General features: G+C 40.4%; 21 protein-coding genes. 5 read left to right on the forward strand and 16 right to left on the reverse strand.

The annotated features are described in order from the left end of the window. Window positions 1–79: 79 nt before the first annotated feature. On the forward strand, window positions 80–892 hold the full coding sequence (locus tag ABJD64_RS10310; RefSeq protein ID WP_348178395.1) for a helix-turn-helix domain-containing protein: 813 nt from the start codon (window positions 80–82) through the stop codon (window positions 890–892). Between the two features lie 21 nt (window positions 893–913). Here the strand turns inward: ABJD64_RS10310 and ABJD64_RS10315 are convergent, their stop codons facing one another. Then, complete coding sequence (locus ABJD64_RS10315) at window positions 914–1,801, reverse strand: inositol monophosphatase family protein (protein ID WP_348178397.1); 888 nt, start codon at window positions 1,799–1,801, stop codon at window positions 914–916. Next, a complete protein-coding gene (locus ABJD64_RS10320) occupies window positions 1,798–2,772 on the reverse strand; it encodes an oxidoreductase family protein (RefSeq protein ID WP_348178399.1) in 975 nt (324 codons plus the stop codon). The genes ABJD64_RS10315 and ABJD64_RS10320 overlap by 4 nt, the downstream gene beginning before the upstream one ends. A 156-nt stretch (window positions 2,773–2,928) precedes the next feature. Here ABJD64_RS10320 and ABJD64_RS10325 point away from each other — a divergent pair, with 156 nt between their 5' ends. After that, the gene (locus ABJD64_RS10325; RefSeq protein ID WP_348178401.1) at window positions 2,929–3,606 is read left to right on the forward strand and encodes a DUF6090 family protein; all 678 of its coding nucleotides are present in this window, start codon (window positions 2,929–2,931) and stop codon (window positions 3,604–3,606) included. A 13-nt stretch (window positions 3,607–3,619) separates the two neighbouring features. On the opposite strand, the gene ABJD64_RS10330 is transcribed toward ABJD64_RS10325, so the two are convergent. The 3 genes from ABJD64_RS10330 to ABJD64_RS10340 all read right to left on the reverse strand — a co-directional run bounded on the left by ABJD64_RS10330 (window position 3,620) and on the right by ABJD64_RS10340 (window position 8,178). Beyond that, entirely contained in the window at window positions 3,620–6,001 is a 2,382-nt protein-coding gene (locus ABJD64_RS10330) for an outer membrane beta-barrel family protein (RefSeq protein WP_348178403.1), read from the reverse strand. 185 nt (window positions 6,002–6,186) lie between these two features. Next, window positions 6,187–7,305, reverse strand: coding sequence for an ATP-binding protein (locus ABJD64_RS10335; protein ID WP_348178405.1), 1,119 nt, complete (start codon window positions 7,303–7,305; stop codon window positions 6,187–6,189). Window positions 7,306–7,473: 168 nt separating this feature from the next. Beyond that, window positions 7,474–8,178, reverse strand: a complete 705-nt coding sequence (locus tag ABJD64_RS10340; RefSeq protein ID WP_348178407.1) for a hypothetical protein — start codon at window positions 8,176–8,178, stop codon at window positions 7,474–7,476. 218 nt (window positions 8,179–8,396) lie between these two features. Between ABJD64_RS10340 and ABJD64_RS10345 the strand changes: the two genes are divergently transcribed. Beyond that, entirely contained in the window at window positions 8,397–9,110 is a 714-nt protein-coding gene (locus tag ABJD64_RS10345; RefSeq protein WP_348178409.1) for a hypothetical protein, read from the forward strand. Window positions 9,111–9,116: 6 nt separating this feature from the next. Here the strand turns inward: ABJD64_RS10345 and ABJD64_RS10350 are convergent, their stop codons facing one another. After that, complete coding sequence (locus ABJD64_RS10350) at window positions 9,117–10,757, reverse strand: transcriptional regulator (RefSeq protein WP_348178411.1); 1,641 nt, start codon at window positions 10,755–10,757, stop codon at window positions 9,117–9,119. Between the two features lie 150 nt (window positions 10,758–10,907). On the opposite strand from ABJD64_RS10350, the gene ABJD64_RS10355 reads away from it, so the two are divergent. After that, window positions 10,908–11,990, forward strand: coding sequence for a tetratricopeptide repeat protein (locus ABJD64_RS10355; RefSeq protein ID WP_348208198.1), 1,083 nt, complete (start codon window positions 10,908–10,910; stop codon window positions 11,988–11,990). Here the strand turns inward: ABJD64_RS10355 and ABJD64_RS10360 are convergent. From ABJD64_RS10360 to ABJD64_RS10400, 9 genes are all read right to left on the reverse strand, one after another. Continuing rightward, window positions 11,987–12,490 carry a YfiR family protein gene (locus ABJD64_RS10360; RefSeq protein ID WP_348178415.1) on the reverse strand — a complete coding sequence of 168 codons (504 nt, stop codon included), beginning with the start codon at window positions 12,488–12,490 and terminating at the stop codon, window positions 11,987–11,989. The genes ABJD64_RS10355 and ABJD64_RS10360 overlap by 4 nt on opposite strands. Continuing rightward, window positions 12,491–13,759, reverse strand: coding sequence for a hypothetical protein (locus ABJD64_RS10365; protein ID WP_348178417.1), 1,269 nt, complete (start codon window positions 13,757–13,759; stop codon window positions 12,491–12,493). 189 nt (window positions 13,760–13,948) lie between these two features. After that, entirely contained in the window at window positions 13,949–14,359 is a 411-nt protein-coding gene (locus ABJD64_RS10370) for an OmpA family protein (protein WP_348178419.1), read from the reverse strand. A 66-nt stretch (window positions 14,360–14,425) separates the two neighbouring features. After that, window positions 14,426–15,625, reverse strand: a complete 1,200-nt coding sequence (locus tag ABJD64_RS10375; RefSeq protein WP_348178421.1) for a hypothetical protein — start codon at window positions 15,623–15,625, stop codon at window positions 14,426–14,428. A gap of 48 nt (window positions 15,626–15,673) precedes the next feature. Further along, window positions 15,674–18,208, reverse strand: coding sequence for a DNA gyrase subunit A (gyrA, locus tag ABJD64_RS10380; RefSeq protein ID WP_348178423.1), 2,535 nt, complete (start codon window positions 18,206–18,208; stop codon window positions 15,674–15,676). Window positions 18,209–18,358: 150 nt separating this feature from the next. Continuing rightward, window positions 18,359–19,435 (reverse strand): hypothetical protein, encoded by a 1,077-nt coding sequence (locus tag ABJD64_RS10385; protein ID WP_348178425.1) that lies wholly within the window; start codon window positions 19,433–19,435, stop codon window positions 18,359–18,361. A 19-nt stretch (window positions 19,436–19,454) separates the two neighbouring features. Further along, the gene (locus ABJD64_RS10390; protein WP_348178427.1) at window positions 19,455–20,450 is read right to left on the reverse strand and encodes an FKBP-type peptidyl-prolyl cis-trans isomerase; all 996 of its coding nucleotides are present in this window, start codon (window positions 20,448–20,450) and stop codon (window positions 19,455–19,457) included. An 88-nt stretch (window positions 20,451–20,538) separates the two neighbouring features. Further along, window positions 20,539–21,150, reverse strand: coding sequence for a hypothetical protein (locus ABJD64_RS10395; RefSeq protein ID WP_348178428.1), 612 nt, complete (start codon window positions 21,148–21,150; stop codon window positions 20,539–20,541). Between the two features lie 111 nt (window positions 21,151–21,261). Further along, on the reverse strand, window positions 21,262–21,762 hold the full coding sequence (locus ABJD64_RS10400; protein WP_348178430.1) for a hypothetical protein: 501 nt from the start codon (window positions 21,760–21,762) through the stop codon (window positions 21,262–21,264). Between the two features lie 142 nt (window positions 21,763–21,904). Here ABJD64_RS10400 and ABJD64_RS10405 point away from each other — a divergent pair, with 142 nt between their 5' ends. Then, window positions 21,905–22,258 carry an ArsC/Spx/MgsR family protein gene (locus tag ABJD64_RS10405; RefSeq protein WP_348178432.1) on the forward strand — a complete coding sequence of 118 codons (354 nt, stop codon included), beginning with the start codon at window positions 21,905–21,907 and terminating at the stop codon, window positions 22,256–22,258. Here the strand turns inward: ABJD64_RS10405 and ABJD64_RS10410 are convergent. Next, entirely contained in the window at window positions 22,255–23,589 is a 1,335-nt protein-coding gene (locus ABJD64_RS10410; protein ID WP_348178433.1) for a hypothetical protein, read from the reverse strand. The genes ABJD64_RS10405 and ABJD64_RS10410 overlap by 4 nt on opposite strands. Between the last annotated feature and the right edge of the window lie 19 nt (window positions 23,590–23,608).

A 23,608-nucleotide genomic window follows, 5' to 3' on the forward strand; every position in this document is an offset into this window, starting at 1 on the left:
CCTTACAGAGTTATTGGAGATTTCGGCCAAATATTCGCGACAAACAATCTATTTTCGGGCACATGCGTACATACAAACTATGATTGTCAAAAAGATATATCCTCGCTTACTTCAGGAAGAGCTGGCCTATATATATGTCTTTCAGGATGACGGCAAGACACCATTTGAAAATCACAAACACTTACCGGACGGCACATTTGATTTGATGATCCACTATGGAGATCCGTTACGCCAAAAAACGGAAAGTAATCAGTACAAAGTGCTACCGAATATCCGCGTGGCCGGAGGTCACAACCATTCCTTTCCAATCAGTTACCCCAGCCATTTTACCATTTTTGCCGTGGTCTTTAAGCCGGCCTATGTTTCCTATTTTATGTCCGCCCTAAAGGATATTGCTGTAGACAAAAACGTACGGGCTGAAGATATTTTTGGCCAGGAGATTTTGAACCTGGCTGGACACATATCCGGATTTTCATGCTTCGAAGATGCGATCTTAGCCATCGAATCATTTCTAATCCAAAAACGTGTAGCACCAAATAATTTTTACACCCCTCAAATTGATTATGCCGTTCAATTGATGCAAAATCAAAAAATGAATGTGTCCAACATTTGCCGGGAAATCGGAATGAGTGAAAGGAATTTCAGGCGAGTATTCCGAAACCTGACAGGATTTTCTCCCAGGAAAATGCTTCAGTTGAAACGAGTGAGAGCACTCAGTCGAATTTTAAATGAAAGAGCGGCACCTCATGCGCAGCTGGAACGACTGGGATACTATGATCTTTCCCATTTGATTCACGACTTTAAAGCCGTAACGAATCTAACCCCTCAGCAGTACATTTCTAATTTAGACCGCATAGACACTGCCTTTCATCAGGCACACAGACAGCTGTAAGCTTGTTTTAGCCTCATCAAACTACTGATCCAGTATCGATCGATGCAGGTCAACGATCTGCTGGCTCAGCTCATTATCTGTCGCATATATGATTCCTGATTCATTCATATATGGAGAGCCTTTTCTATTCAAGGCTAGCTGTTTTCCATAAATATCTGATACGTGCAAGCCAAGTTCTTCATAAATCAAGCTGGTCGCGGCAAAATCCCAAATACAGCCGCCGCCCGGATAAGGTTTTGGAAACTTGAAATAACAGCCGGCTTCTACATCAAGTAATCCCAGTGCATTCATGACAGCGCCTGCTCCCGTACGTATTTGTAAGTCTTTATATCCCAATGAATGGCTCATTGATTCTAAAGCTTTTATGGTCGATGCATAAACCGTGGATTGCACAAAACTCCTATCAAAATGACACACCAGATCCTCTTTCTGCTCGGAATGAAACTTCAACGGCATACCATTGATCAGGAAACCCTGACCCTTGACCGCCTGATAGGTTTCCATATGAAACGGGTCAACCACGATTCCAATGATCGGTTGTCCTTTTCGATCAATCAAAGCAATAGATACAGCATAACCGGCTCTCCTTTCGGTAAAAGGCAACGTACCATCCAGTGGATCGATGCACCAGAAATATTCCTTAGTGAATCTGGAACCATCATCAGGAGATTCTTCAGTCAGCAGTCCCAAATCAAATTTTTGAATGCTTTCCGCCAATTGCTCGAGTATCAATCGTTGACTTTCTAGATCAATCTCTGTCACTATTTGTGACGCTAACTCCGCTGTCCCGGACTTAAGCTCAGTCGCATGCGCCTGGTTCGTTTTTGAAGAAATGTATTGTGTCGCTGCTAATGCGGCCTCTAGACCACATCGGGTCAAAAAATCGATATCATTCCGGGATAACTTCAAATCAACTCCTTTAATACTTGGTTTTTAATTGTTTCACTATAGTCATGCATCTTCCAATGCCCAGGGCTCCATCCGTCCAGAAAACGATAAAAATCCGCCCAGGCATAATTGTAAAGCCAGCTCCACTCCTCTCTAATGGCCTCAAAATCAGCCATTCGATCATAGCTAGTTAATGCTAATTCTAGCTGATTAAAATAGAAAGGCAAAAGCCCTGATTCACAATTGCTTAACTCTTCTTGATGCAAGCAACTACTTAAGAAATAAGCAACATCTTTCATACCGCATCCAGTTCCAATATATTGAAAATCTACGGCGGCTACTTCGCTTCCCTTTTCGGAAAAACAAAAGTTGGCAAGCTTGGCATCACCGTGTACGAGGGTTTGATATTTGGCCTGATTTAAGGTTTGATCTATCCGACTCGCGGCTGCTTTGAGTTGAGCGTCCTGCATCGCTTCCCATTCATCTGGTCTGGTATCCAAATGCCAATAAGTACCTACCTCCCAAAGTTCGTCGCTCTTCCCTCCCATGAATTTGGCATGAAAATGTGCCAGCCATTTCAGGCAAGCTTTCATTTCCTCCCGGTTCACGTCGGATTTGCGAACCGGAAATCCGGCATTGTTTAAATCCTCCATGATCATGAGCATTTCTTCTGATTGGTTACTGACGTGAAAAATCTTCGGGATGCGACACGCTTCATCGCAGGATCTGGCCAGTGTCGAGTACCAGGCCATTTCCACATGGTAGGACTTGAGTTTACGCTGATGCGAAATATGGGTATTCCAACCTCTGGGGTGGGCTACTTCTTTTGGTAATTTCACATGTTTCACCACCACAGAGGGAACGATACCACCTTCGAGTTGGCAACGATATATGTGACCATATCCACTCCACAGCTCCTGAACAAGTTCAGTCCTGATGATACTCCTCGCTTCTACAGCTAACAATATAGAATGCTTAATTTCCTCAGTCATGTTGCTTAATGACTTGCAATTTTAGTGGTTTAATCGAGGCTTTCAAAACACTTAACACATTCCTCAAAAACTATTCGATGAAACACGTGGATAGCCATTACTTAAGTATTGCGATACATTTATTAATTTCACCCACAACCACAACAAATAAGACATATGCCCATAGCTAAATTCAAATTAGACCTCGATTGGAAATTGCACATCATAGATTTGATTGTCGTCATCATCGGCGTTACGATTGCTTTCGGCATCAGCAGTGCTGCCGAAAAGAGAAAGGGTCAAAAAGAAGTAGCTACCATTCTTGCTGCCATGTCCAATGAAATCCTCCAGGACATAGACATATTCGAAAGCCATCAAATTCCGAAAAACGAGCAAATTTCTGCAGATTTAGAACAACTGATCGACATGATCTATGAAGATAGTTTTCCACCTGATTCATTAGCACACCTTATTCGAGGTGGGATCGGTAATTACAATTGGCTACTGAGCCGCACTACCTATGAGAGCATTGTGCAATCTGGCAAGATAGATCTGATAGCCAATAATGATTTGAAATTGTATATACGCAACACTTATGAAGTTCGATACTCTCAAACCAAATACATTATGGATCAGGCTAAAGCCATTAGAAATAGAATCAAATTACACCTTGATAACCAGGTTGATTTAAGAGATGACAGTTCATACCTAATTTTGGCCAAGGACCGCAAGTTTAAAAACCTGCTCAGCAGATATCTGGTCAGCCTCAAATCAAAAGTAAGGGAGTATAAAACCAATGCAGAAGTCCTCAAGAATCTAAATAAGCAAATTCAGACTGAACTGGCTAAGAAATAAGATCTTCGTCAAATCATCTCCTCCTTCTACCCGAATACGTCATTGCCTCACCTTTGCCAAAGCCATAGCTAAAACCCAAGGTAATGAATCTCCCGCGTTGGCCGAAGCTGTATAGCTCAAATGCGGTCTGAGTTGTGTACCGTTCTTGTATGCGGGAAGCAAACACATCGCGCACACCGACATTCACCACCACTTTACTGTCAAGGAATTTCTTACGCATGCCAAAATCCATAAATGTGGTACTGGAGAGTTCGCTTTGCACTGTAGGAAAACCTGAATTGTAATTGCCAGTCAACTCCATTTCCAAATCTGCAGGAAGTTTAAGTTTCGTGGTCAGCCTGGCAGTAGAAAGTGTTCCTTCAAAGTCGAACACCTGACTTTCTAAACTTCCCACTCGTTTGTAGCTATTGTAGTTAAAGTCTGCGTTTGCACTAATCCAACTGGCCAGGTCATATTCGGCATTGATCTCGATACCCGTGGTGCGATCCGTACCTATGTTCATAGGCATCGTGGTTCTCACATTGTTTTCGAAGGCAACCACCAATTCCTTCACATCTGTGGTATATCGATGGTATACACCAGTGTTCAGTGCCAATTTGCCCATTATAAAAATGTTGGTTACTTCATAAGAATCCGTGAACTGTGGCAGCAAGTTTGGGTTTCCCGTACGGATATTAAAGTTGTCCCGGATATTAAAGAAAGGGTTTAAGTCCCAAAGTCTGGGCCGATAGATTCGCCTGGAGTAACCCGCTTGTAAGCTAAAGTTTTCAGAAAACTTGTAAGACGCATGTGCACTGGGAAACAGGTTGGTATACTCCTGATTACTTCGTTCATTGGTGTTGGTGAGCAGTGTATTCAATTGCGTGTTCTCTAGCCGAAGCCCCAATTTCACCCCCAATTTGTCAAATTCATAGGCGCTCGTGACATATACGGCCAGCACCTTCTGATCGTATTCAAAATTGTTAGTCAGATTTGGGTTGGTCACAAACTCACTTCCTACAAGGTCTTGCACTTCGTAATCGTTACCCACATCATTGATGACCAGTTGTGCTCCGGTTTCCAGGGTGAATTGTTCTGTGATCGGGTCTACATAGTCCAACTTGAATGTATAATCCGCCTGCTGAAACTTCGTTCGTGTCAGTTGATCGCTATATTGTACACTACCCAATGTGGTTGTATTGATAAAGTCAGAGGATTGATCTTTACCAAAAAACCTTCCCAAGGCACTAAATAGCAGTTGATGATCTTTATGGTCTTCAAAGTCTTTTTTATACTGCAATTCGTACTGCCACTTTGGATTGGTAGCTTCGGTGATCTCTTTCCTTTGCCATTGGGACGTAATCGTATTCGAGGCATCCAGGTAATCAAAATAGGTCTCTGAAGGCTGATCTTCCACTTCATAGGCAAAGTTCCCCGAAAGAGTCAGCACATTGAGCTCATTGATGTGATAATCAGCGCCTAGTATAATATTATAAAAGGTTTCATTCCGGTAGGCATCTCCTTCACTATAAACTGTGGTGTTATTGGTTAAATCCCGATTGGAATTTTCCGAATATCTGGGTAGTGATCGATAGCCAACACCCAGTTGGGTAAATAAATTGAACTTCTGTGTCCTTCGGTTCAGGCTGATCCCAATGCTGTGATTATCAGGAATGCCGGTATTGACAGAGATGGAACCATTCATGCCCTTTTTCTCCTCTTTTTTCAACACGATATTCAATATGCCCGAAGTGCCTTCAGCGTCATATTTAGCCGATGGGTTGGTGATTACTTCCACCTTTTCAATCATATCCGCAGTGATCGTGCCCAAGGCGTTAGATTGTTCATCCGCAAGAATGGATGGCTTACCATCAATTAAAATTTGTACTCCGGTGCTGCCACGCAAGCTCACCTCACCTTCAATATTCACATTCACAGAAGGCACATGGTTCAAAAGTTCCAGGGCACCCATTCCTGTGGAGCTCAGATCATTACCAACGTTGAATACCCGTTTGTCCACTTTGAATTCTGTAGTGGATTTCTGTCCGGCCACAACTACCTCATTCAATACCTTGCTGTCTTCAGCCAGATATACGGTGCCCAGTTCTATTTTTCCTTTGGCCTCTGCAAGGTTATCTATTCGTTGGGTAATGAATCCTAAAAAGCTGATTTCCAGATAGAAGTTGGGGGCGTCTGTAATCAATTTGAACCGACCATCCTGCGCTGTGGTCGCGCTAGTAATGGGTAATTCAGATTGAGTATCCCGTAGAACCACGGTAGCAAATGGAATCGGTTGCTTCCCTCCTGACTCCAATACAATTCCGGAAATCTCGGTTGGCGTTTGTTGAGCTGCCAAAGGAATTACACCTCCGAGAAGGAAAAGTATAACTATTAAACCTGATGAATAGAATTTCATACTTAAAGCGTTCTTATTTTTAGTTTTCACACAAAGCAACGAGAAATTACACCAACGGTTGGCCACTATTCAACAAACGGCGTGATTTTCAATACCAACTGCCCTATTGCTGCGAAAATACAAGAATTGTTTGGCAATACATTTGAAAATACCCTTTCGCTTAACCGATGCATGGGCAAAAAAATTTACAAAGCCTGGAGCCAGCGCATGAGTAAAGTATCGTGAATCACCAGCCCTTCATTGGTTTTGATAACAAATTCTTTCTTTTCCAGCATTTTCAATGCGCTGCTGACCGAACTCGCCGCTCCTAACTGATAAGCAGAAATAAAATCTTTGGCCAGTGGATTGACTACTGTCCCATTTTTGGCTATAGCCACAAGCAGCTTCCATTGAAAGCTAGTCATGAGCTGCTGATACGACGAATAGATGGGAACTTCCTGCTGGATTATCTGCGTACATACTTCGCGGACTTTATCGGCTGTGATAGTTCCCTGGCCAAACAAATAGTTACAGATCAGTTGCATATAGTACGTCTGCATTCTTGTCCAGTCGAATATCAGATCGAGTTCGGTTTGACCGATGGTCTGCCCTGACTTCTTGAATTGCCGGCGAATGAACTTACCATAAGTATCTTTTGGCAATGCCTCCAGATGTAAAATTTGTGCACTCCTATAGAATGGTCTCGACTGTTCACTAAACATCGACTCCATCATATGTCGATGACTACCGCTATACACGAATCGCACCATGGGATACTCTTGTGCCCAGCTCCTAAATATGGCCTCTGCATGGTCTTCGGGGTAGTTTACGATTTGCTGAAATTCGTCGATACAAATGACTACCGGTTTGCCTCTATCACTCAAAAAGACTCCAATGGCCTCGAGCGACGCCTGAACAGATTTGGCAGGCATCACGCCTACAGATACCTCGGGTAGACCTGTTAATGGGTCTATACTAAAGTTAGCGCCAATGGCACTTATCAGTTTTAACCATGCAGGGCTTGCTCCCTTTTTTATATCTCCATATTTTCGTGTCACGGCCGACGCAATGCGTTGATGTGCTTCGGACAAATTGGCCGTACCCAATATATCGATGTATATGGTTTCTCCTTGTTTTTCCTTTTCAATAAGGTGAAAGAAATGGCGAATCAATGCGGTCTTACCCAGTCTCCGCCAGGCAGTGATCACAGCGTTACGCTCGTTGCTAAACTGATCCATGAGCCAATCGAGCTCTTGTTTACGATCGCAGAAATAGACTGGACTATGATAACCACTGACTAAAAAAGGGTTGGAGGGTTTTCTCATTACATACTTTACGTTACGAACTTTACGTAACGTAATTTACGCAACAAGAGCCTATTAACCAAACTCATTATTGACCTTAGTCGGATTAAAACCTTGAATATGATTTCTAATTTTGATACTACCAACAGTGAACATTGGCTCGCTCCATGCGCATTTTGCATTCCTGCCTTATCCATTCAATGATTTCCCGATAGACAGTACGGTATGGATATAGCCTTCCAACTCTGTAGCTTTAATTTCTAAGCTGTAATTTGTTATCATCATTTCATTTCCACTGACTTGCACCTTAAGCTTTGCATCTGTTGGGAATAAACTTTGTATTTCCTCCGTAAACAAACGGGTAACTACTTCTTTATCAGCATCTTCAGCTACACATACCATGTACTTCTTACTGAAGTCCAAAGCACCTGCGAGTACAATAGCATTTTTCGGATCGTATTCAGTGAGCTTTGCCAAGCCCAGATTCAGAGTTATATCAAACGTTGGTAAATTGGCTTCAGGGTATCGCAAGCAAATTACCGTTTGTCTTTGTTTCTGAGAGGAGCTCACACTTACCTCTCGACCGCCATGAGTTTGTTTTGCATGACCCCAGTATAGGTAATCACATACCCAAATCTCAAAATCGTCGATCTTACCAAGCATAAGATTTGAGCAAGTATAAGAGTTGCCTTTATTGAAAATAGGAATAGATTGAAACCGCTTTCGGATAAGATCAGGGTTTTCGTCCTCCTTAAAGACCCATCCCCTGTCTGCAGCAATAGTTTGAATAGCAGCGGTTCGCCTCAGACTTTTCTGAACCAGCCACCAGAACAGAAGTCCAACCGCCAGGACAAACCCAACTATTACAATCACCATCACTAACCAATCTGGCATATCATTGATTTTAGTAAAGAATAGAACTTTGGATAGTAAAACTACACTAAGTATGCCAATTGGGAATTGAGAATTCACAACAATCAAACATCAACAAAGTGCATAGAATCGTAAAAAACTCTTATACAATTAGACATAATATATCTGTGCAAGCCACACCCACTCAATAATCTTGAATCTTTTCGTTATCTTATAAGTGGAGCAAACGCAAAGAACTTATGAAAAATCTGAGCAATACCTGGTTAACAGACGATATGATTGATTTTGAATTTAAGAAATATACGCTGTTAGCCTACTTACAGAATGTAAAAGAAAAATTCAGTCAACATGAGCTTTATCCACAGCTTTCTGATTTGCTCATGCACTATGATAACCTGCTTAATCTAAAAAAGAATAAGGCTTTGCTCTATGAACAGTTTCCGCAAGTAGCAACAGGAGTTGATCTCAAACAGCTTAGAATTACCTATCAGAAACTTATTGAAGACGACGAATTGATGCAAGAGTTGTCTGAAATCATACAGTACGCATTGCCACAGATCAACCAATCCATAACCCATGGCAGAGAGCTCTATGATTTTGTTGAAGGCCATCTCAGCTTTGACGAGATTGGGCTTATGCCTATCTATCAGAACGAGGGCTATGTCCTACTTACTGAGCAAACGGACAAAAATGTGGCTGTGTATCGATACAAAATCTCTCTCATTAATTTGCAGAAAGAAGAATACCGGGCCATTCATACGCAGTTCCTATTCAATGAAATAAAGTCCATTACTAACACATTCAATAAAATCAAATTAAAACTATCTAAAAAATTTTCTGATTTGCCTAATCCAGCTACGTTCTTAGTTGTAAGCAAACTTCAGTTCCCTATCAAAGAGACGATTCTGCCAATCTCGAAAAGGTTTTTGCTCAAGCATGTCAATATGAGCTAACTACCTCTAATAAGCTGCCTTTTCAGGTTTGTCAAAGGCCATGAGAAAATCCACAAGGTTTTGATCGTGGATCATATCCAATTTCTTCCTGAGTCTATATCTGGCTGTTTTTACACTATCTGGCGAAATTCCGAGTATCCCAGCCGCCTCTTTCAGATTCAGGTTCAAACGAATTAATGCACAAAGCTTTAGTTCGGCGCTTCCCAAATCCGGAAATTTATCTTTCAATCTGACAAAAAAGTCTTTGTGAACTTCTTCAAACATCCTTTTGAAATTGTTCCATCCCTGATCTATTCTGAAGCTTTCCTTCAAGATTCGTTCCATGTGAACCAGCTCCTTCATACCACTGCCATCTGACTGATTTTTAAGCTGCTCAATTTTTTCAGATATTTCTGATATCAGTTCATTTTTTTGAACAAAGTTTAACGCATAAGAAGTCAGCTCTTTGTTCTTCTGCTCCAGATTCAGCTCTAATTCACGGGCCTTCAGTCTTGCATTTTTCACTCTCCATCTTAGTACAATAATTAGCATAGCAGCAATAAGGATGATGCCTACCGAACCGAGAATGAGCAGTACTTGAAGTGTTTGTTGTTCGGCTTTCTCTTTTTGCAATACGATCAACTCTTTTTCCTTTTGTTTGATGGTGTAGTTGTTTTCCAGTCGACTGATTTCTACTTCCTTTTGGTTCTCCAATGCAAGTAGAACCGTGGAGTGATAGTCGCCATAGTACTCCATACTCTTATCAAGACGACCGGTAGATTTCTCCAGCTCAGAGAGTCTTAAATATGCCTCTCCCCTGGTAGTCATATCCTTCGACGAATCTGCATATTGTATGGCCTTGAGGTAGTGATTTCTAGCTTGTTCGTATTGCTTCTTATCCTTTGATATGTTGCCGACATAGATAAGATTGGATGCCAAATCGGTATAATTTCCAATATCTTCATTGATCGCAATCGCTTGAGCAAAGTATTCCATAGCCCTTTGATGATCGTTGAACTGCTCACTATAAATGGTACCCAAATTAGTGTAGGTCGCTTGCAGCCGTGGGCGTTCCTCAGGAAGTGCCTGTCTAATATCCAAGGCCTTATTGTTGAAACTGAGTGCACTATCAATTTCATTCATCTGATAGTAAACCAGTGCCAAATTGTTATAACAAATGGCCTTGAAGCTTTTGTATTCAGGATTGATCGTGCTCAGTGCCAGTTGAAAATGGTTTTGTGCTTTTGGCAGTTCTTTAATTTGCAAATATGCCAAACCAAGATTATTGTGGCAATAGGCCATACCGGTTGTATTTCCCGTTTCCTCATAGATTTTCAACGCTTCGAGCTGGCTTCTCATCAATTCGGAGGATTTACCCATCACATAGTTAGACGCTCCGATCCGTCTCCAGGCAGTAGCCTCTCCCCTTTTGAATCCTATCTCTTGACTGGCTTCTACGAGTCTGTAAGCAATCTTTTCGGTCAGTTCAGGATACGAACGGTAATATTTGTAGATCATGGTACTGATCTTATTTATGCTGTTGGTATCACGTTCAAGAGGCGCCTCAGATAGCATAATCAGACTATCAATTGTTCCTTGACCCAGGGCTTGCGTGGATACCAATAAAAGGAAATAAAAAAAGTGTCTTATTATTCTATCTGTTGCCATAGGAATATCAAGATAGTAAAATTTCCATCCGGCAAAAAAAAAGGTGGCCTAATCAATATTCCAAAAAACTAGAATTGAAGACTATAAGTAAACTCAGCATGATTGCATCTCGTTAAGGCTTCTTGTATATTAGCCATATAGAAATCGACCATGCACCGCTTATCCTATTTCCTGATTTTGATTGTCATGGCCTCATCAGCGAGTGCCCAAATGTATCGCGTGGATAATGCTCTCAAGTTTTTGGAAACTGATAGTCTTTCCGCCGCATTAAGAGAAATTAATTTCGCTATAAATCACCCACGCACGTCAAATTATGCACGTACCTGGAGCAACTATTATCAGATCAATCTCAAACGATATCACAATGCTTCCTTGCGAGAGAAACAGGATGAAATAATTCCGATGGTTATTGAAGGTTATTCCAAGTGCAAGAACCTTGACGCGGATTTAGCCTATCTTCCTTCGCTTGATTCTTCATTTCGAACCTTTACACAATATTATAAAGACAATGCGAAGCAGATGCTCAATGAGAATCAATTGGTAGAGTACATCTACTTTCAAGAGGCATATATCGCTTGTTTGGATGCTCTGGGCAAACCTGTTGGTTTTCAATACTTTCAACTTGGCGAAAGCAATATGAGGTTAAGAAATTATGAAGTCGCCCTTCAGGATTTTCAACATGCCATTGAGCATAAATTTAGAGAAGAAGAATCTTATCTCGATATCTTACTTCTACTGGGAGAATTGGAGAGAAAAAAAGAAAGAGAATTGGTCTATGTCAAGGCTTTACAACGATTTCCCAATAGTGAAAAGTTGCATCACCTGGACATTCATCAAGCACTCTACAAACAACTTAGTTTCAAGGCTAAATCCACTATCACTAAACGATTGGAAGAAGGAGAATCCGGTTCGGATCTGTACATGATGCTCGGAGATGCCAATGATCAAATGGGACTTTATGACGAGGCTATTGACGCTTACCAGACTGCCGTGAAAATAGATTCGACAGACTTTTACAATTGTCTGAAGGTGGGCACTTATTTGCTCCATCACGCCATTAATAATGAATCAAGTCAATTTATAGATCAATCCAAACGGTTGCTCGAGAGTTGCCAGAAATTCGACCCCAATGATTTAGTAATGCTACAATCACTCCGCAGACTCTATGTGGAAACCAAGAATATCGACGCCTTTAATGAGGTAAATGAACGGATCGAATCCTTGACTAATTAGTATATTTCAGTCGCATAGTCCAGCAATTTATCTGCAATTTTGAGTCCTTTTTTCTTTGCATTGGTTTCGTTCACCACATAGCGCAACTTCCCTTCTTCGTCCACAAAACAGATATCAATGTCCTTGTTGGCCAACTTTTTTTCTTCTGCAATGGTCAGAATATTTTTGGTTCCAATAACGGCGAGCAGTTCATCTACTTCAAGCGCCAGTCCAGCAGGTATCACTACGATGTCATAACTGGCAGCTTCTTTCACGTAATTGATTCTGGAAACGGTATGCGGCAATTTACTACGCTTAATATGATTACTTATCTCAGTGAGAATCCTTGAATTACCGAGTACACCTATAGAAATAGAGCTTTTGCTTTGTTGCCATTCTATATTATTGATAAAAGTAAACACCAGCCGGGTTTCCAGCGACTGTCTGGTTTGAGCTTTGATGCCAGTGCACGTAAACACTAGCAACAAAGCTATTAATCGTAAATCATTTTTTAGTTTCATCTAGAATTGGGCGATTAGTTTGCCAACAAATCTATCATTCTCAATTTCAGTTTGCCCATTTTCAGTTGAAATATTATAATCAAATCCGAAACGGAAGTTGTCAGAAATCACAATATCTGATCCGAAGGACAAAGTACTGGTATCAAGTGTTCGCGAGTCCACATTTAGTCCATTCAGGTATAATTGATCCACTTCAATAAAATCATATCTGAATTTCGGACGAATGCCTTTAAGGTACTCTAGATCTGTTTCAAACAAATACAGAATTTCTCCGGTATATCCCATTCTTTTAATATCCCCAGGACTATTGACCCCATCTGTTGAAAGTTCTTCTTTAGAGCTCACAAAATAGCCCTGAAAACTAAGATTGTCTAATTTATATGCTGCATCAATTCCAAAGGCACTCGTTTGAGAACCATATCTCTCAGGGTTGGATATATTTACTATTGTTGCATCTAAACCGTCCCTTAGTTTACCATTCATATAGGACAGTCCAATCTCTAAATCTTTACCCAGCCCTGGATAAAAGCCAATGCGTGCGGTAATTGTTTTGTTGTCATTATTATCATAAGAAGCCTGTCCACTAAGATTATAATTACTAAGACCATTACCCAATGAGACTACATAATTAATCGCACTGTTTTCTGAAAGGTCGAAAACACCGTTGACTCGAATTCCTCTCTCATTATAGTGTACAGGATAAGCTCCTGAGGCCCTTGGTACGAGAGAAAACTTGTTCTGAGCACCCAACCAATCTTTGTTGATAATACCAAATGGGCTCCAAAAAATACCGGCCGATATGGTCAAGGCCTTAGGGACTAAGTCATAAGATCCTGTAGCCTCAGTAACTGCTATACTAAGCCCTCCGGGACCAGCCGCTCCTCTGCCACTTGGATCGGAGACGTAATGTGCTTCCACGGCGACACGAGTACGCTCTGTAAGTTCAGAGCCAATAATAATCGCAAAATCATACTGAAAGGAGCTGTTGTTAGAATTCGGAACTAACAATTGCCCAGGTGAAGCCAATTGGGTCGGATCAGGATTGGTCCATTCATCACTTGACCCAGCATATACTCCATTTACATACCCATGAAGGGAGAAAAAAGAGGATGGTTCCAGGTACTTACCCGCTGGTGTTTGCCAGCTATAGTCGGTATCTTCCTGATCCAAACTAATATCAAATTCATTGCCATCATCTTGGGCGATCAAGTTATTGGCAGAGAACGAAAAAACTAACAGAGCACTTAAGTAGTAAATTTTTCTTATCATAATCAAGAGGTTTGGGTAAGACTAAACAAATTATATTATACACGCTGATTTTTGTACTATTTCAATATAATATTTCGAAATTTTATCATATTAACTTTTTTTATTGGTTTATTTAAACACTGCCAAGTTAAAAAAAGTTTCTACATCCTGCCTTATACGTAAGATAATAACATCTGAACTATTAATATTTTACAGCGAAATCGGCCAAAAAAGGATATCCACTCTCCTATTCATTTGCCGTCCTTGCGAGGTACTATTGTCATAAACTGGATTGAACTGACCAAAATCCTTTTGTTCAATTGCTTCTAATGGAACTCCACTATTGTTTAGCTCATTAATGGTGGTTGCACTTCTCATTTCTGACAGCCATTGATTGTACGACACACCTCCAATGTTATCTGTATGGCTATGAATAGTGACATTGAAATGATTAAGATCAGGTATTGAGTCTAGAAAAGACCTCAATTCAAGCAATTGGTAAGGAGTGATATAGTATTGGCCTCCGGGAAAGTAGATACTTTTTCGAATGTGCTCAGTCTGCGCAAGCGACTGTAATGAGATGATCGTGAACAAAAAAGCATAAAAAAACCGGGTAACCATTTTCAAGCATACGAAAAATGCCTGTTCTGGTTACCCGGCCTAACGTCTACGACGTCCGTTGTCTTCTTATTGACCAGCCTCTAAAGCATCTACTTTGTCCAGTATTGCTTCAGCTTTGTCCATCATTTTCAATTGAGTGTACATCTGTTGTAAGGCCTTCAAACCTCCTATATCATCTGGCTGAATTGATGTTGCCTTTTCCATGTATGGCAAGCCTTCTTTCAATATTTTATCAGCTTTAGCCAATTTAGCCGGACCATATTTATCATACGATTTCAAGTCCATATCACGAACCTCGTCATAGTATTCCTTAGCAAGATTTACATAGATAACACCGGTATTGAAATTACCAACGTAGTTATCAGGATCGATTCTAACGGCGTTCAAGTAAGACTCCTTTGCCTTGCTATAAGACTCTCTGGCTTCATCCTTCTTACCTTCTTCCATCTTCACACTTCCCAAGTTGTCATAGAGTACACCAAGATTCAAATGTAAATTTGCGTTGTCAGGTTCTTCGGAAATTGCTACTTCTAATTTCACTTTGGCTTCCTCTACCTTTTCCATAGCCAATAGTAAGCTAATTTCCTCTTGCCCGAATTTGGTTTCGGTTGGGTACAATTCTTTTGCCTTTCTAACCAATTCTAAGGCCTTCTCATTATTCTTTTTCTCACTTCGCTCCAAGTAAATCAATGTAGAGAGAACGTCTGTACTGGCATCTTCGTTTTCCAACATTTGATAATAATAAGTCAAAGTCTTATCAGTTATTTCAGCTTGCTGCGCGGCAACACCAGCATAGAGAAGAGTAACTGAATCTGCGGGTTTAACTTTGAGTGCATTTTCAAAACTGATCAATGCTGACTCGAAATTACCTTCACCATACTCAGTACCTCCTGAATTGATATAGTTTCCCCACATGCCGTCAAGATTAGTAGTTGCTATCAGGTGGTTTGGACTTGTTTCTTTGTCCATTTCCAATACTTTGTTGTACGCAATAATAGCTTTATCAAGAGCTTCAGCGTCAAGTGCAGTTACAGCATCTTCAGTGCTTGTGGCAATAGCTTGATAAATTTTACCTCTTACAAACCACGTTTTTGACTTAACTGCATTTTTTTCGATTGTAATCGCCACATCTATTTCTGCTTTGGCATTGGCATAATCTTTTTTGATCAAATAAGCATCGGCTTTTGTGACTGATCCCTTTTGGGCGAAAGATGCTACGCTCATAAGTAAGGTTAGCGCAAGCACAAACAGTTTATTTGTATTCATAGTTCTAATGTTTACGAGGATCCGTAAATCCCACTCTCTGGTTTAATTTTATTCTTTATCGTTATTTTCTTCAGCAGATGAATTGTTTTCCTGATTCTCTTCTTCAGGTTCATCTCCTTCTATTTGTTCAATTTTTTCTACTGATGATATTTCATCGTTGTCTCCTAGTCTTATCAACTTCACACCCTGTGTCGCTCTTCCCATTACTCTAAGATCACCTACTGCTAATCTAATGGTAATGCCGGATTTGTTGATTATCATCAGGTCATCAGTATCAATTACCTCCTTAATCGCAACAAGCGCGCCAGTTTTTTCGGTGATGTTCATGGCCTTCACACCTTTTCCGCCACGCTTAGTAATTCTGTAGGCATCAATGTCAGACCTTTTGCCGTAACCTTTTTCGGTTACTACCAGCAAATTGGCATCCTCTCTGGCTACGCAAACCATTCCGATCACGTAATCGTCCTTACTTTCTAATCTAACTGCTCTTACACCAGCAGCCGTTCTACCCATTGGGCGAACATCTTGCTCATTGAAATGTATAGCCTTCCCAGATTTTTTTGCAATTACGATATGATTGCTCCCGTTTGTAAGGTTCACATTCAATAATTCATCTCCTTCATGTATACTAATCGCGTTGATACCATTTTGTCTTGGTCGGGAATAGGCCTCAAGTGAGGTCTTCTTAATGGTACCGTTTTTGGTACACATTACAATGAAGTTGTTGTTGATATAGTCTTCGTCAATCAGATTATTGACGTTAATGACGGCACGTATAGAATCTTCACTTTCAATGTTGATCAGGTTTTGGATAGCTCGTCCTTTAGTAGCTTTCTGACCTTCTGGAATCTCCCAAACTTTTTTCCAGAATACTTTACCTAATTCGGTGAAAATCAATAAATAATTGTGTGTCGAGGCAACAAACAAATGCTCAGTAAAATCATCAGTTTTTGTAGTTGCACCCTTTGATCCTACACCACCTCTTCCTTGTGTTCGGTATTCTGTGAGTGGGGTTCTTTTTATATAACCTTCATGTGAAATAGTAATAACCATTTCTTCATCAGGAATCATATCCTCGGCAGTAAAATCATCTGCAGCATGCTCAATATCAGAACGACGCTCATCTCCAAATTTTTCCTTGAGCTCACCAAGCTCTTCCTTGATGATATCCATTCTCATTTCTTCACTCTCTAGAATAGCCTTCAAGTGATCGATGAGTTTCATGATCTCATCATACTCCTTCTGTATTTTTTCCCTTTCAAGACCTGTCAGTCTCTGAAGCCTCATTTCAAGAATGGCCTTGGCTTGTATTTCGCTCAAACCAAATTTCTCCATCAATCCTGCTTTAGCTATTTCAGGATCTCTCGAGTTTCTGATCAACGCGATTACCTCGTCAAGATTATCAAGTGCAATCAAATAACCTTCGAGTATATGTGCTCTTTTTTCAGCCTCAGTCAATTCAAACTGAGTTCTTCTAATCACCACCTCGTGTCTGTGCTCTACGAAGTATTTGATCAGTTCCTTAAGGTTTAGCGTATGCGGACGGCCTTTAACCAGGGCCACATTATTCACTCCAAAAGAAGACTGCAACTGAGTATATTTGTATAAGTTGTTTAAGACAATGTTCGGAATGGCGTCCTTTTTAATGTCGTAGACGATACGCATACCATCTCTGTCAGATTCGTCTCTGATATCTGAGATTCCTTCCAGCTTCTTATCATTGATCAGAGCTGCTGTCTTCTCAATCATGTTAGCTTTGTTCACCTGATATGGAATTTCAGAAACTATGATCTGCTCTTTTCCTGACTTCAAAGTCTCGAATTCTGCCCTAGCTCGAAGCACTACTCTACCTCTACCTGTTTCGTAAGCCGATCTTACTCCTTGATAACCGTATATGGTCGCTCCGGTAGGAAAGTCTGGAGCAGTGATGTGCTCCATGAGTTCAGGGATAGTGATGTCATTGTTATCGATGTACGCGACAGTACCATTAATCACCTCTGTTAGATTGTGAGGCGCCATATTTGTAGCCATTCCTACAGCGATACCTGAAGTTCCATTAACCAAAAGATTAGGAAACTTACCTGGCAATACTGTTGGCTCTTTTAGCGAGTCATCAAAGTTGGGCTGGAAATCAACTGTTTCCTTATTAATATCATGAAGCAGCTCCTCAGCCATTCTTTTCAGTCTGGCTTCTGTGTAACGCATGGCAGCGGGAGAATCACCGTCAACAGACCCAAAGTTACCCTGACCATCTACCAAAGGATATCGAAGAGACCACTCTTGAGCCATTCGAACCATGGTGTCATAAACTGACGAGTCACCGTGAGGGTGATACTTACCCAATACTTCCCCGACAATTCTAGCAGATTTCTTATACGCTCTGTTGTGCAATACACCCAAATCCAACATACCATAAAGCACTCGTCTGTGCACAGGTTTTAATCCGTCTCTTACGTCTGGTAAAGCTCTTGAGATGATAACTGACATTGAATAATCAATGTATGCGCCACGCATCTCATCTTCAATATTGATTGGTATTATATTCTGATCGCCTAAGGGTAGGTTTTCGTTGTCTTCAGCCATAAAATTTTAAATATTGACAAGCAAAATTAAGTGCGCAATTTAACGAAATTTCTACCTAAAACTCACTATCCTAGCCAACAATGTGAACTAAAGAATTAAAGTATTTTTTTGGTCTATCCTGATCGCTGAATAGCCAAGAAATTGACAGAATCAATAAGGGTTGAGTTTCTTTCTGTTTTTGAATTTATAACGCCATAATTTGCGATGATTTTCACCAACTTTAGGGTTCTGACGCTTCCAAATAGGCTGACCTCTTACTTCCATTACACGACCTGTTTCAGGGTCAGTGTATGTATGTTTGAGCTGCACATGATCGCTTTTCATTGGCGATCTAGGTATTTCAGGAATCGTTATACTTACACCGAAATTCAATTTAAAGCTAGGGTTTTTGTGTTGAATACCTAATCCAGTATTAGGTACTGAAATATTGTAGTTTTTAAAGTCATAAGAAGGCTTTACTATTATTCTGAAATACTCAGAAAGATTCTTTTCGATTGAGATACCAAAATTGATGAGTATCCCCTGGCTCAACAAACCAGAATTGAATTTTTTACCCAATTTGTTCTTACCGAGTTCCAATTCTGCTGCAAAGGAGTAATCCCAGAAATCATAAAACCGATATCCCAAATTGACGAAGTAACTGAAAAACACCGCTTTTGAGAAATTAGGTTCATAGTTTCTGATACCCAGATCTGAAATTGTAGGGCTGAGTGATTTTACCGTATGAAATTCCATACTTAAGCCAAGACCTATTCTAAATTTCTGATAATTGTATCTGATTCCTAGATTTATTGGTATTCCCCACCCTTTGCCTTCAAATCCAAGGCCAAGAGAGTCGGCGTTGAAGGCCCGAAGATCACGAATCAACAATGGATTAAGGACAGGATTAGAAATGGGTGGAAATGGGACATCGAATGTATCTATCAATACAACGGCTTGAGACAGGGCCGGATCATTAAACCAGTTATCATAAACATCGAAGGTAGTACCCAATGGCTCGCCAGTATTCGGGGATACAAACTGCTCGGTAGCTGACTGCAGATAATAAAACCCTGCTAAGTTATGGCTGTATTTTGTAGAGTTATAACCAGTACTGATCGTAATCGAAAATTGATTGAGGATTTTCCGTGTTGGAGACCGATATATCTCGTCAGGATCAATAGGATATTCCTGCGCATAGGCTACCGTAGAGAATAGTAAGAGATATAATAATGTGCTAAGCTTCAACTACTCGGTGATGATTTGTTTATGGATTATTTAAAAGGCTGGTTTCAAATATTAAAATTTCATATGGAGCCACCTTTGCCGCATACTGAGGGATAATTTCAAGGTCTACAAAATCCTGTTTACGGTATGATGGAATCACAAAAGCACTCTCTCCATATGCTTTGTGTGAAGGTAGAATAATTAATGCTGTTTCACCTCTTTCCATGGAAGATACTCCATCATCAAGCCCAGTAATTACTGCATTGATACCAAAAGTATAGGTAAGCGGGGCTGCATTGGGTCTCCTATCAAACTCAGTCGCATCCAAAGTGGTACCTATATAACTGATTGTCGCAAGGTCATTTCTTCTGAGTGTATCGTTGAGCGTGCCTGCCGACATGCGTTTGTAATAAATTTGCTCAGATGCCAAATATTCCACCGAGTCCTTTGGGTTTGCTATAGTATCATTCAAATTCTGATTTACAATATAAGCATTGATCGCACTCAGCTGTTCTGCCAATATATCTGCTTCATTCTGAATAGCCGCAACCTCTACTTCGATTTCTAAGATCGAATTTTCCGGAATTAAACTACTGAACGAATAGTTCCCATAGGCCAAAGATGAGGGTATATAAAACCTAAAAGTCTCTCCTTCTCTCATCAAGCCCAATCCTGTATCGAGTCCTATTGGATAGATAGCTCCTACCCCTTGCTTCAGTTTTACGGAATCGTCACCATCCGACCTGGTATTTACGTCGTAGGGATTTCCCCCAAGAATTTTAGCAGTATAAAATATATTTAAAATAGTTCCTCCTACGGGAGCACCGGTAGGCACCGTATCTACAATCGAATAATAAATACCTGATTCGTGAGTCACAGCGTTTGTGTCGTTCACAGCTATATATTCTTCAATTATCATACGGTCTAACGCGTCCTGATCTACGGCTGACGAGTCACTGCTATCACTACATTCAGCAAGAGCGAGTATCGCAACAATACCCAATATGAATTGAAAGTGTCTAATATTAAAAATCAAGATTCTAGTTATTTGGCACAAATTGATGAAATAACGAGGAGAATGGAAATAAATTTTGATAATATCTTTCTCATTGGACTTTCAATGGTCAACTGATATTGAATGTCCGACAGAAGTAATGGAATAATGGGATTTTATGAAGACCTAATTTTTCACCGATGGACTCCACACGACCGTAATCAACCTTCGATATTTTTCTCGGGCTAATGATGTCCTCGTCCTCATTAAGAAAAAAGGAGGAAAGAAAACGAATGAAGATATATGGAGCCTTGAGTACTTCTTCGCGGTATTCCGACTCAGATACCTCTTTTGAAGAGTCATAGTCTTCTTCCAGGCGGCCAATGTCGAATGTTTCCTCCATGGTCAGCCTAATGACTCTCAGAAATTCGGATTCCCAATTGTCGTACTGTTTAATCAGATACTTGAGACCAAATACTACAGGGTCTTTTTTCATGAAATAGCCTCCCTTGGATAGTTTTCTGGCTTTTTTATTCAACGCCATTTCTTCAAACAGGCTCACACTTCCATTGGCCAATGCAACCCCAACGGTTGGCATCATTACAACCAATGAAAAAAAATCCTGATCAGATATCTCAAGATAAGGAGCTTCATTTTTTATAAATTCCTTTTTTAGTTCAAACGTGGCAGTCCTAACTGTTTCGTTTTCAATCAGTGTCTCAATTTCAAATTCCGTAAACATTCCTGAACTTTTTATACTATCAGGAAGATACCATCAATTCTTGAATTTGAAAAACTGTCTAATAAAAAAGGCATGCGAATGGCATGCCTTTTTTTCGTTTTTTATCGAAAATTATTCCCCGTCAGCTTCGCTCTCTTCCGTGGAAAAAGATGCAACTATCTCATCGTATTGTGCTTTCACAGCAGCATCTGCTTTAATGGCTTTTTTCACCTTATTATAAACTCCAGCTCCTATATCATCTTTTACAACTGCAGTATACTGCTCTTTAAATTCTTTCTTAAAAGCCGTAATACTCTCTTGAATCTGTCCATACGCGGCTAGCTGTTCCTCGGAAGCTCCAATTTCGGCCAGTTTGGCCTCATCACCTTTGGCTTTATTCAATTTGTTGTACAATTTGCCACCTTCCATGAGCTCGTTGCTTTTTACGGCCTCACTGATTTTAGCCTTCATGTCTGCTTTAAGTGAGTCAATTTTTGCAGTGACTTGTGCATACTGAGTCAATTCATCACTTGTAATTTCAGCATCTTGTGCTACTGACTTCGGGCATACGGCCAAACAGGCAATTAACATCCCTAGGGCAAGCAGACTATTTTTCAACTTCACACTTTTCATTTTATGTATTTATTAATAGTTAACGATTAAACCAATCACGAATAAAGACCCAATGATTCAATATATCAAGTAATTGAAGGATTATTCAGACTGATTGTCAGAAGTATATATCTTAGCGAGACTAAAATATGACTTAATACCAATGAGAAAAATATACTATCTGGCCACTTGTAGTACATGCATCAGAATCATTAAAGAGCTTGGGATAACAGATTCCAATTTCGATATGCAAGACATTAAAACTCAGCCTATCACGAGCGATCATTTGGATGAAATGAAAGGACTGAGTGGGTCATATGAATCTCTATTTAGTCGGAGAGCAATGAAGTACAAGTCCATGGGGCTAGCCAGTCAACAACTTAGCGAGCAGGATTACAAGCGCCTAATCGTAGAAGAGTATACTTTTTTAAAGAGACCTGTATTTATCGTCGATAATGAGATTTTCGTTGGTAATGCGAAGAAAATCGTTGATGCTGTGGGCCAGGCTATTGGCTAGTAAGAGTAGCTCATGCGCCTGGGAATACTCTCTAAGGAATAGAATGAATGAAAGATGGTTTCTCCAGCCTGAGCTTCGAAGGTAAACTTGTGCAGCTGAGCACTGTCCTGATTAGCCCCGACTTGCAGTTTGGCAGTGGTTTGACCCAATGGTAATGCGGCCCTGGTATAATAAATCGTATGTGGTATGGTCTGCCAGTTTCTAGTATCCGCTTTTTCTGTAAGGGCGTTCAACACTCCTAGTGCGGCGCCCCAACCCTCACTTTCCTCTCGAACTTCCTTTTCCGCAGTCTTTTTTATTGCCAATCGAAGCAACGATTTACCCAGTTCAAGTCCCATCCTTTGATTGAGTGAATATTGTGCAATTTGATTAATGTCTTCCGCTCGCTCAAGAGCATAATTCTTATTATCAACGGTCAATGTTGCCTGATGAAAAACAGGCATTCGCTCACTGTATTTTGGAATAGTCATTCGATAGAATTCCAAATCTGAGAGGTTCCCATTGGGGTCTTCATCATCAGCCAACCAGAATGGAAAACTAAATCCCATATCTTCATTATTAAACGTCACAAGACCACCTTCACCATGAATTACTGTGAAATTGATGGAAAACTCATCTTTCACGGGCCCCAATCCATTATTCCAAAGAAAGACCAAATCACCTCCATCTGCTTTTGAAGGAATGTATTTAGATCCAAATTCATTCTCGTACTGCCTCAACTCTTCATCAAATCCAATCAAATAGGCTGTTCTCAATAGGTCTTTTTTAAGTTGCTCGGGAGGAGTTACACCAAACATATCGGTGTAGTCATCTTTATATATGTCATAAGCGTTGCGATAGGCTATGAATGCATTGTTGTAATCTTTATCGGCGTCATATATCAAGCCCATCAAATTGTGGATGAAGGCATCGCGCTTATAGCGTGCATCATTCTTATACTTTTCGCTGAGCTTGATCAATCTATTGTTGAGTCGACGGCACTCTACTAACGCGCCTTCTCTATCTCCCATTTTTAAAAAATTCAGTGCCTTGTAATACAGCAAAATTAAGTGTTCGTGATCTTCTCCTTTATATTCGATCACTGTAGGGTTCACTACAAAGGCTCCTAGTTCATTTAAATAATTGGTATGGTAGTCCTCTCCAAAAATGAAGGCTTGCTCTAAATAGACATTGCTCTCCTCTGGCTTATTGAGTAAAGCAGCAACGGTACCTCGATTCAAAAAATACAAGAACTTCTCCCTACCTTTAGCTGCTTTAGGGTTCTGCTCCAGTATTTTTTCTGCTAACTCCATATCACCTCGCTCAAAGTCCTGGTTAAAGGCTAAGTTCATCTGGTAATAGGTAGCACAG

This window comes from Reichenbachiella sp. (assembly GCF_039944555.1).
Classification (GTDB): domain Bacteria; phylum Bacteroidota; class Bacteroidia; order Cytophagales; family Cyclobacteriaceae; genus Reichenbachiella.

Bases quoted from the DNA above. Each gene is read 5' to 3' on its own strand.
- ABJD64_RS10365 (WP_348178417.1), bottom strand. From the start codon at position 13,759: ATGATAAGAAAAATTTACTACTTAAGTGCTCTGTTAGTTTTTTCGTTC.
- ABJD64_RS10350 (WP_348178411.1), bottom strand. From the start codon at position 10,757: ATGGCAACAGATAGAATAATAAGACACTTTTTTTATTTCCTTTTATTG.
- ABJD64_RS10375 (WP_348178421.1), bottom strand. From the start codon at position 15,625: ATGAATACAAATAAACTGTTTGTGCTTGCGCTAACCTTACTTATGAGC.
- ABJD64_RS10345 (WP_348178409.1), top strand. From the start codon at position 8,397: ATGAAAAATCTGAGCAATACCTGGTTAACAGACGATATGATTGATTTT.
- gyrA (WP_348178423.1), bottom strand. From the start codon at position 18,208: ATGGCTGAAGACAACGAAAACCTACCCTTAGGCGATCAGAATATAATA.
- ABJD64_RS10360 (WP_348178415.1), bottom strand. From the start codon at position 12,490: ATGAAACTAAAAAATGATTTACGATTAATAGCTTTGTTGCTAGTGTTT.
- ABJD64_RS10410 (WP_348178433.1), bottom strand. From the start codon at position 23,589: ATGAACTTAGCCTTTAACCAGGACTTTGAGCGAGGTGATATGGAGTTA.
- ABJD64_RS10405 (WP_348178432.1), top strand. From the start codon at position 21,905: ATGAGAAAAATATACTATCTGGCCACTTGTAGTACATGCATCAGAATC.
- ABJD64_RS10335 (WP_348178405.1), bottom strand. From the start codon at position 7,305: ATGAGAAAACCCTCCAACCCTTTTTTAGTCAGTGGTTATCATAGTCCA.
- ABJD64_RS10340 (WP_348178407.1), bottom strand. From the start codon at position 8,178: ATGCCAGATTGGTTAGTGATGGTGATTGTAATAGTTGGGTTTGTCCTG.
- ABJD64_RS10320 (WP_348178399.1), bottom strand. From the start codon at position 2,772: ATGACTGAGGAAATTAAGCATTCTATATTGTTAGCTGTAGAAGCGAGG.
- ABJD64_RS10370 (WP_348178419.1), bottom strand. From the start codon at position 14,359: ATGGTTACCCGGTTTTTTTATGCTTTTTTGTTCACGATCATCTCATTA.
- ABJD64_RS10310 (WP_348178395.1), top strand. From the start codon at position 80: ATGATTGTCAAAAAGATATATCCTCGCTTACTTCAGGAAGAGCTGGCC.
- ABJD64_RS10355 (WP_348208198.1), top strand. From the start codon at position 10,908: ATGCACCGCTTATCCTATTTCCTGATTTTGATTGTCATGGCCTCATCA.
- ABJD64_RS10330 (WP_348178403.1), bottom strand. From the start codon at position 6,001: ATGAAATTCTATTCATCAGGTTTAATAGTTATACTTTTCCTTCTCGGA.
- ABJD64_RS10395 (WP_348178428.1), bottom strand. From the start codon at position 21,150: ATGTTTACGGAATTTGAAATTGAGACACTGATTGAAAACGAAACAGTT.
- ABJD64_RS10325 (WP_348178401.1), top strand. From the start codon at position 2,929: ATGCCCATAGCTAAATTCAAATTAGACCTCGATTGGAAATTGCACATC.
- ABJD64_RS10400 (WP_348178430.1), bottom strand. From the start codon at position 21,762: ATGAAAAGTGTGAAGTTGAAAAATAGTCTGCTTGCCCTAGGGATGTTA.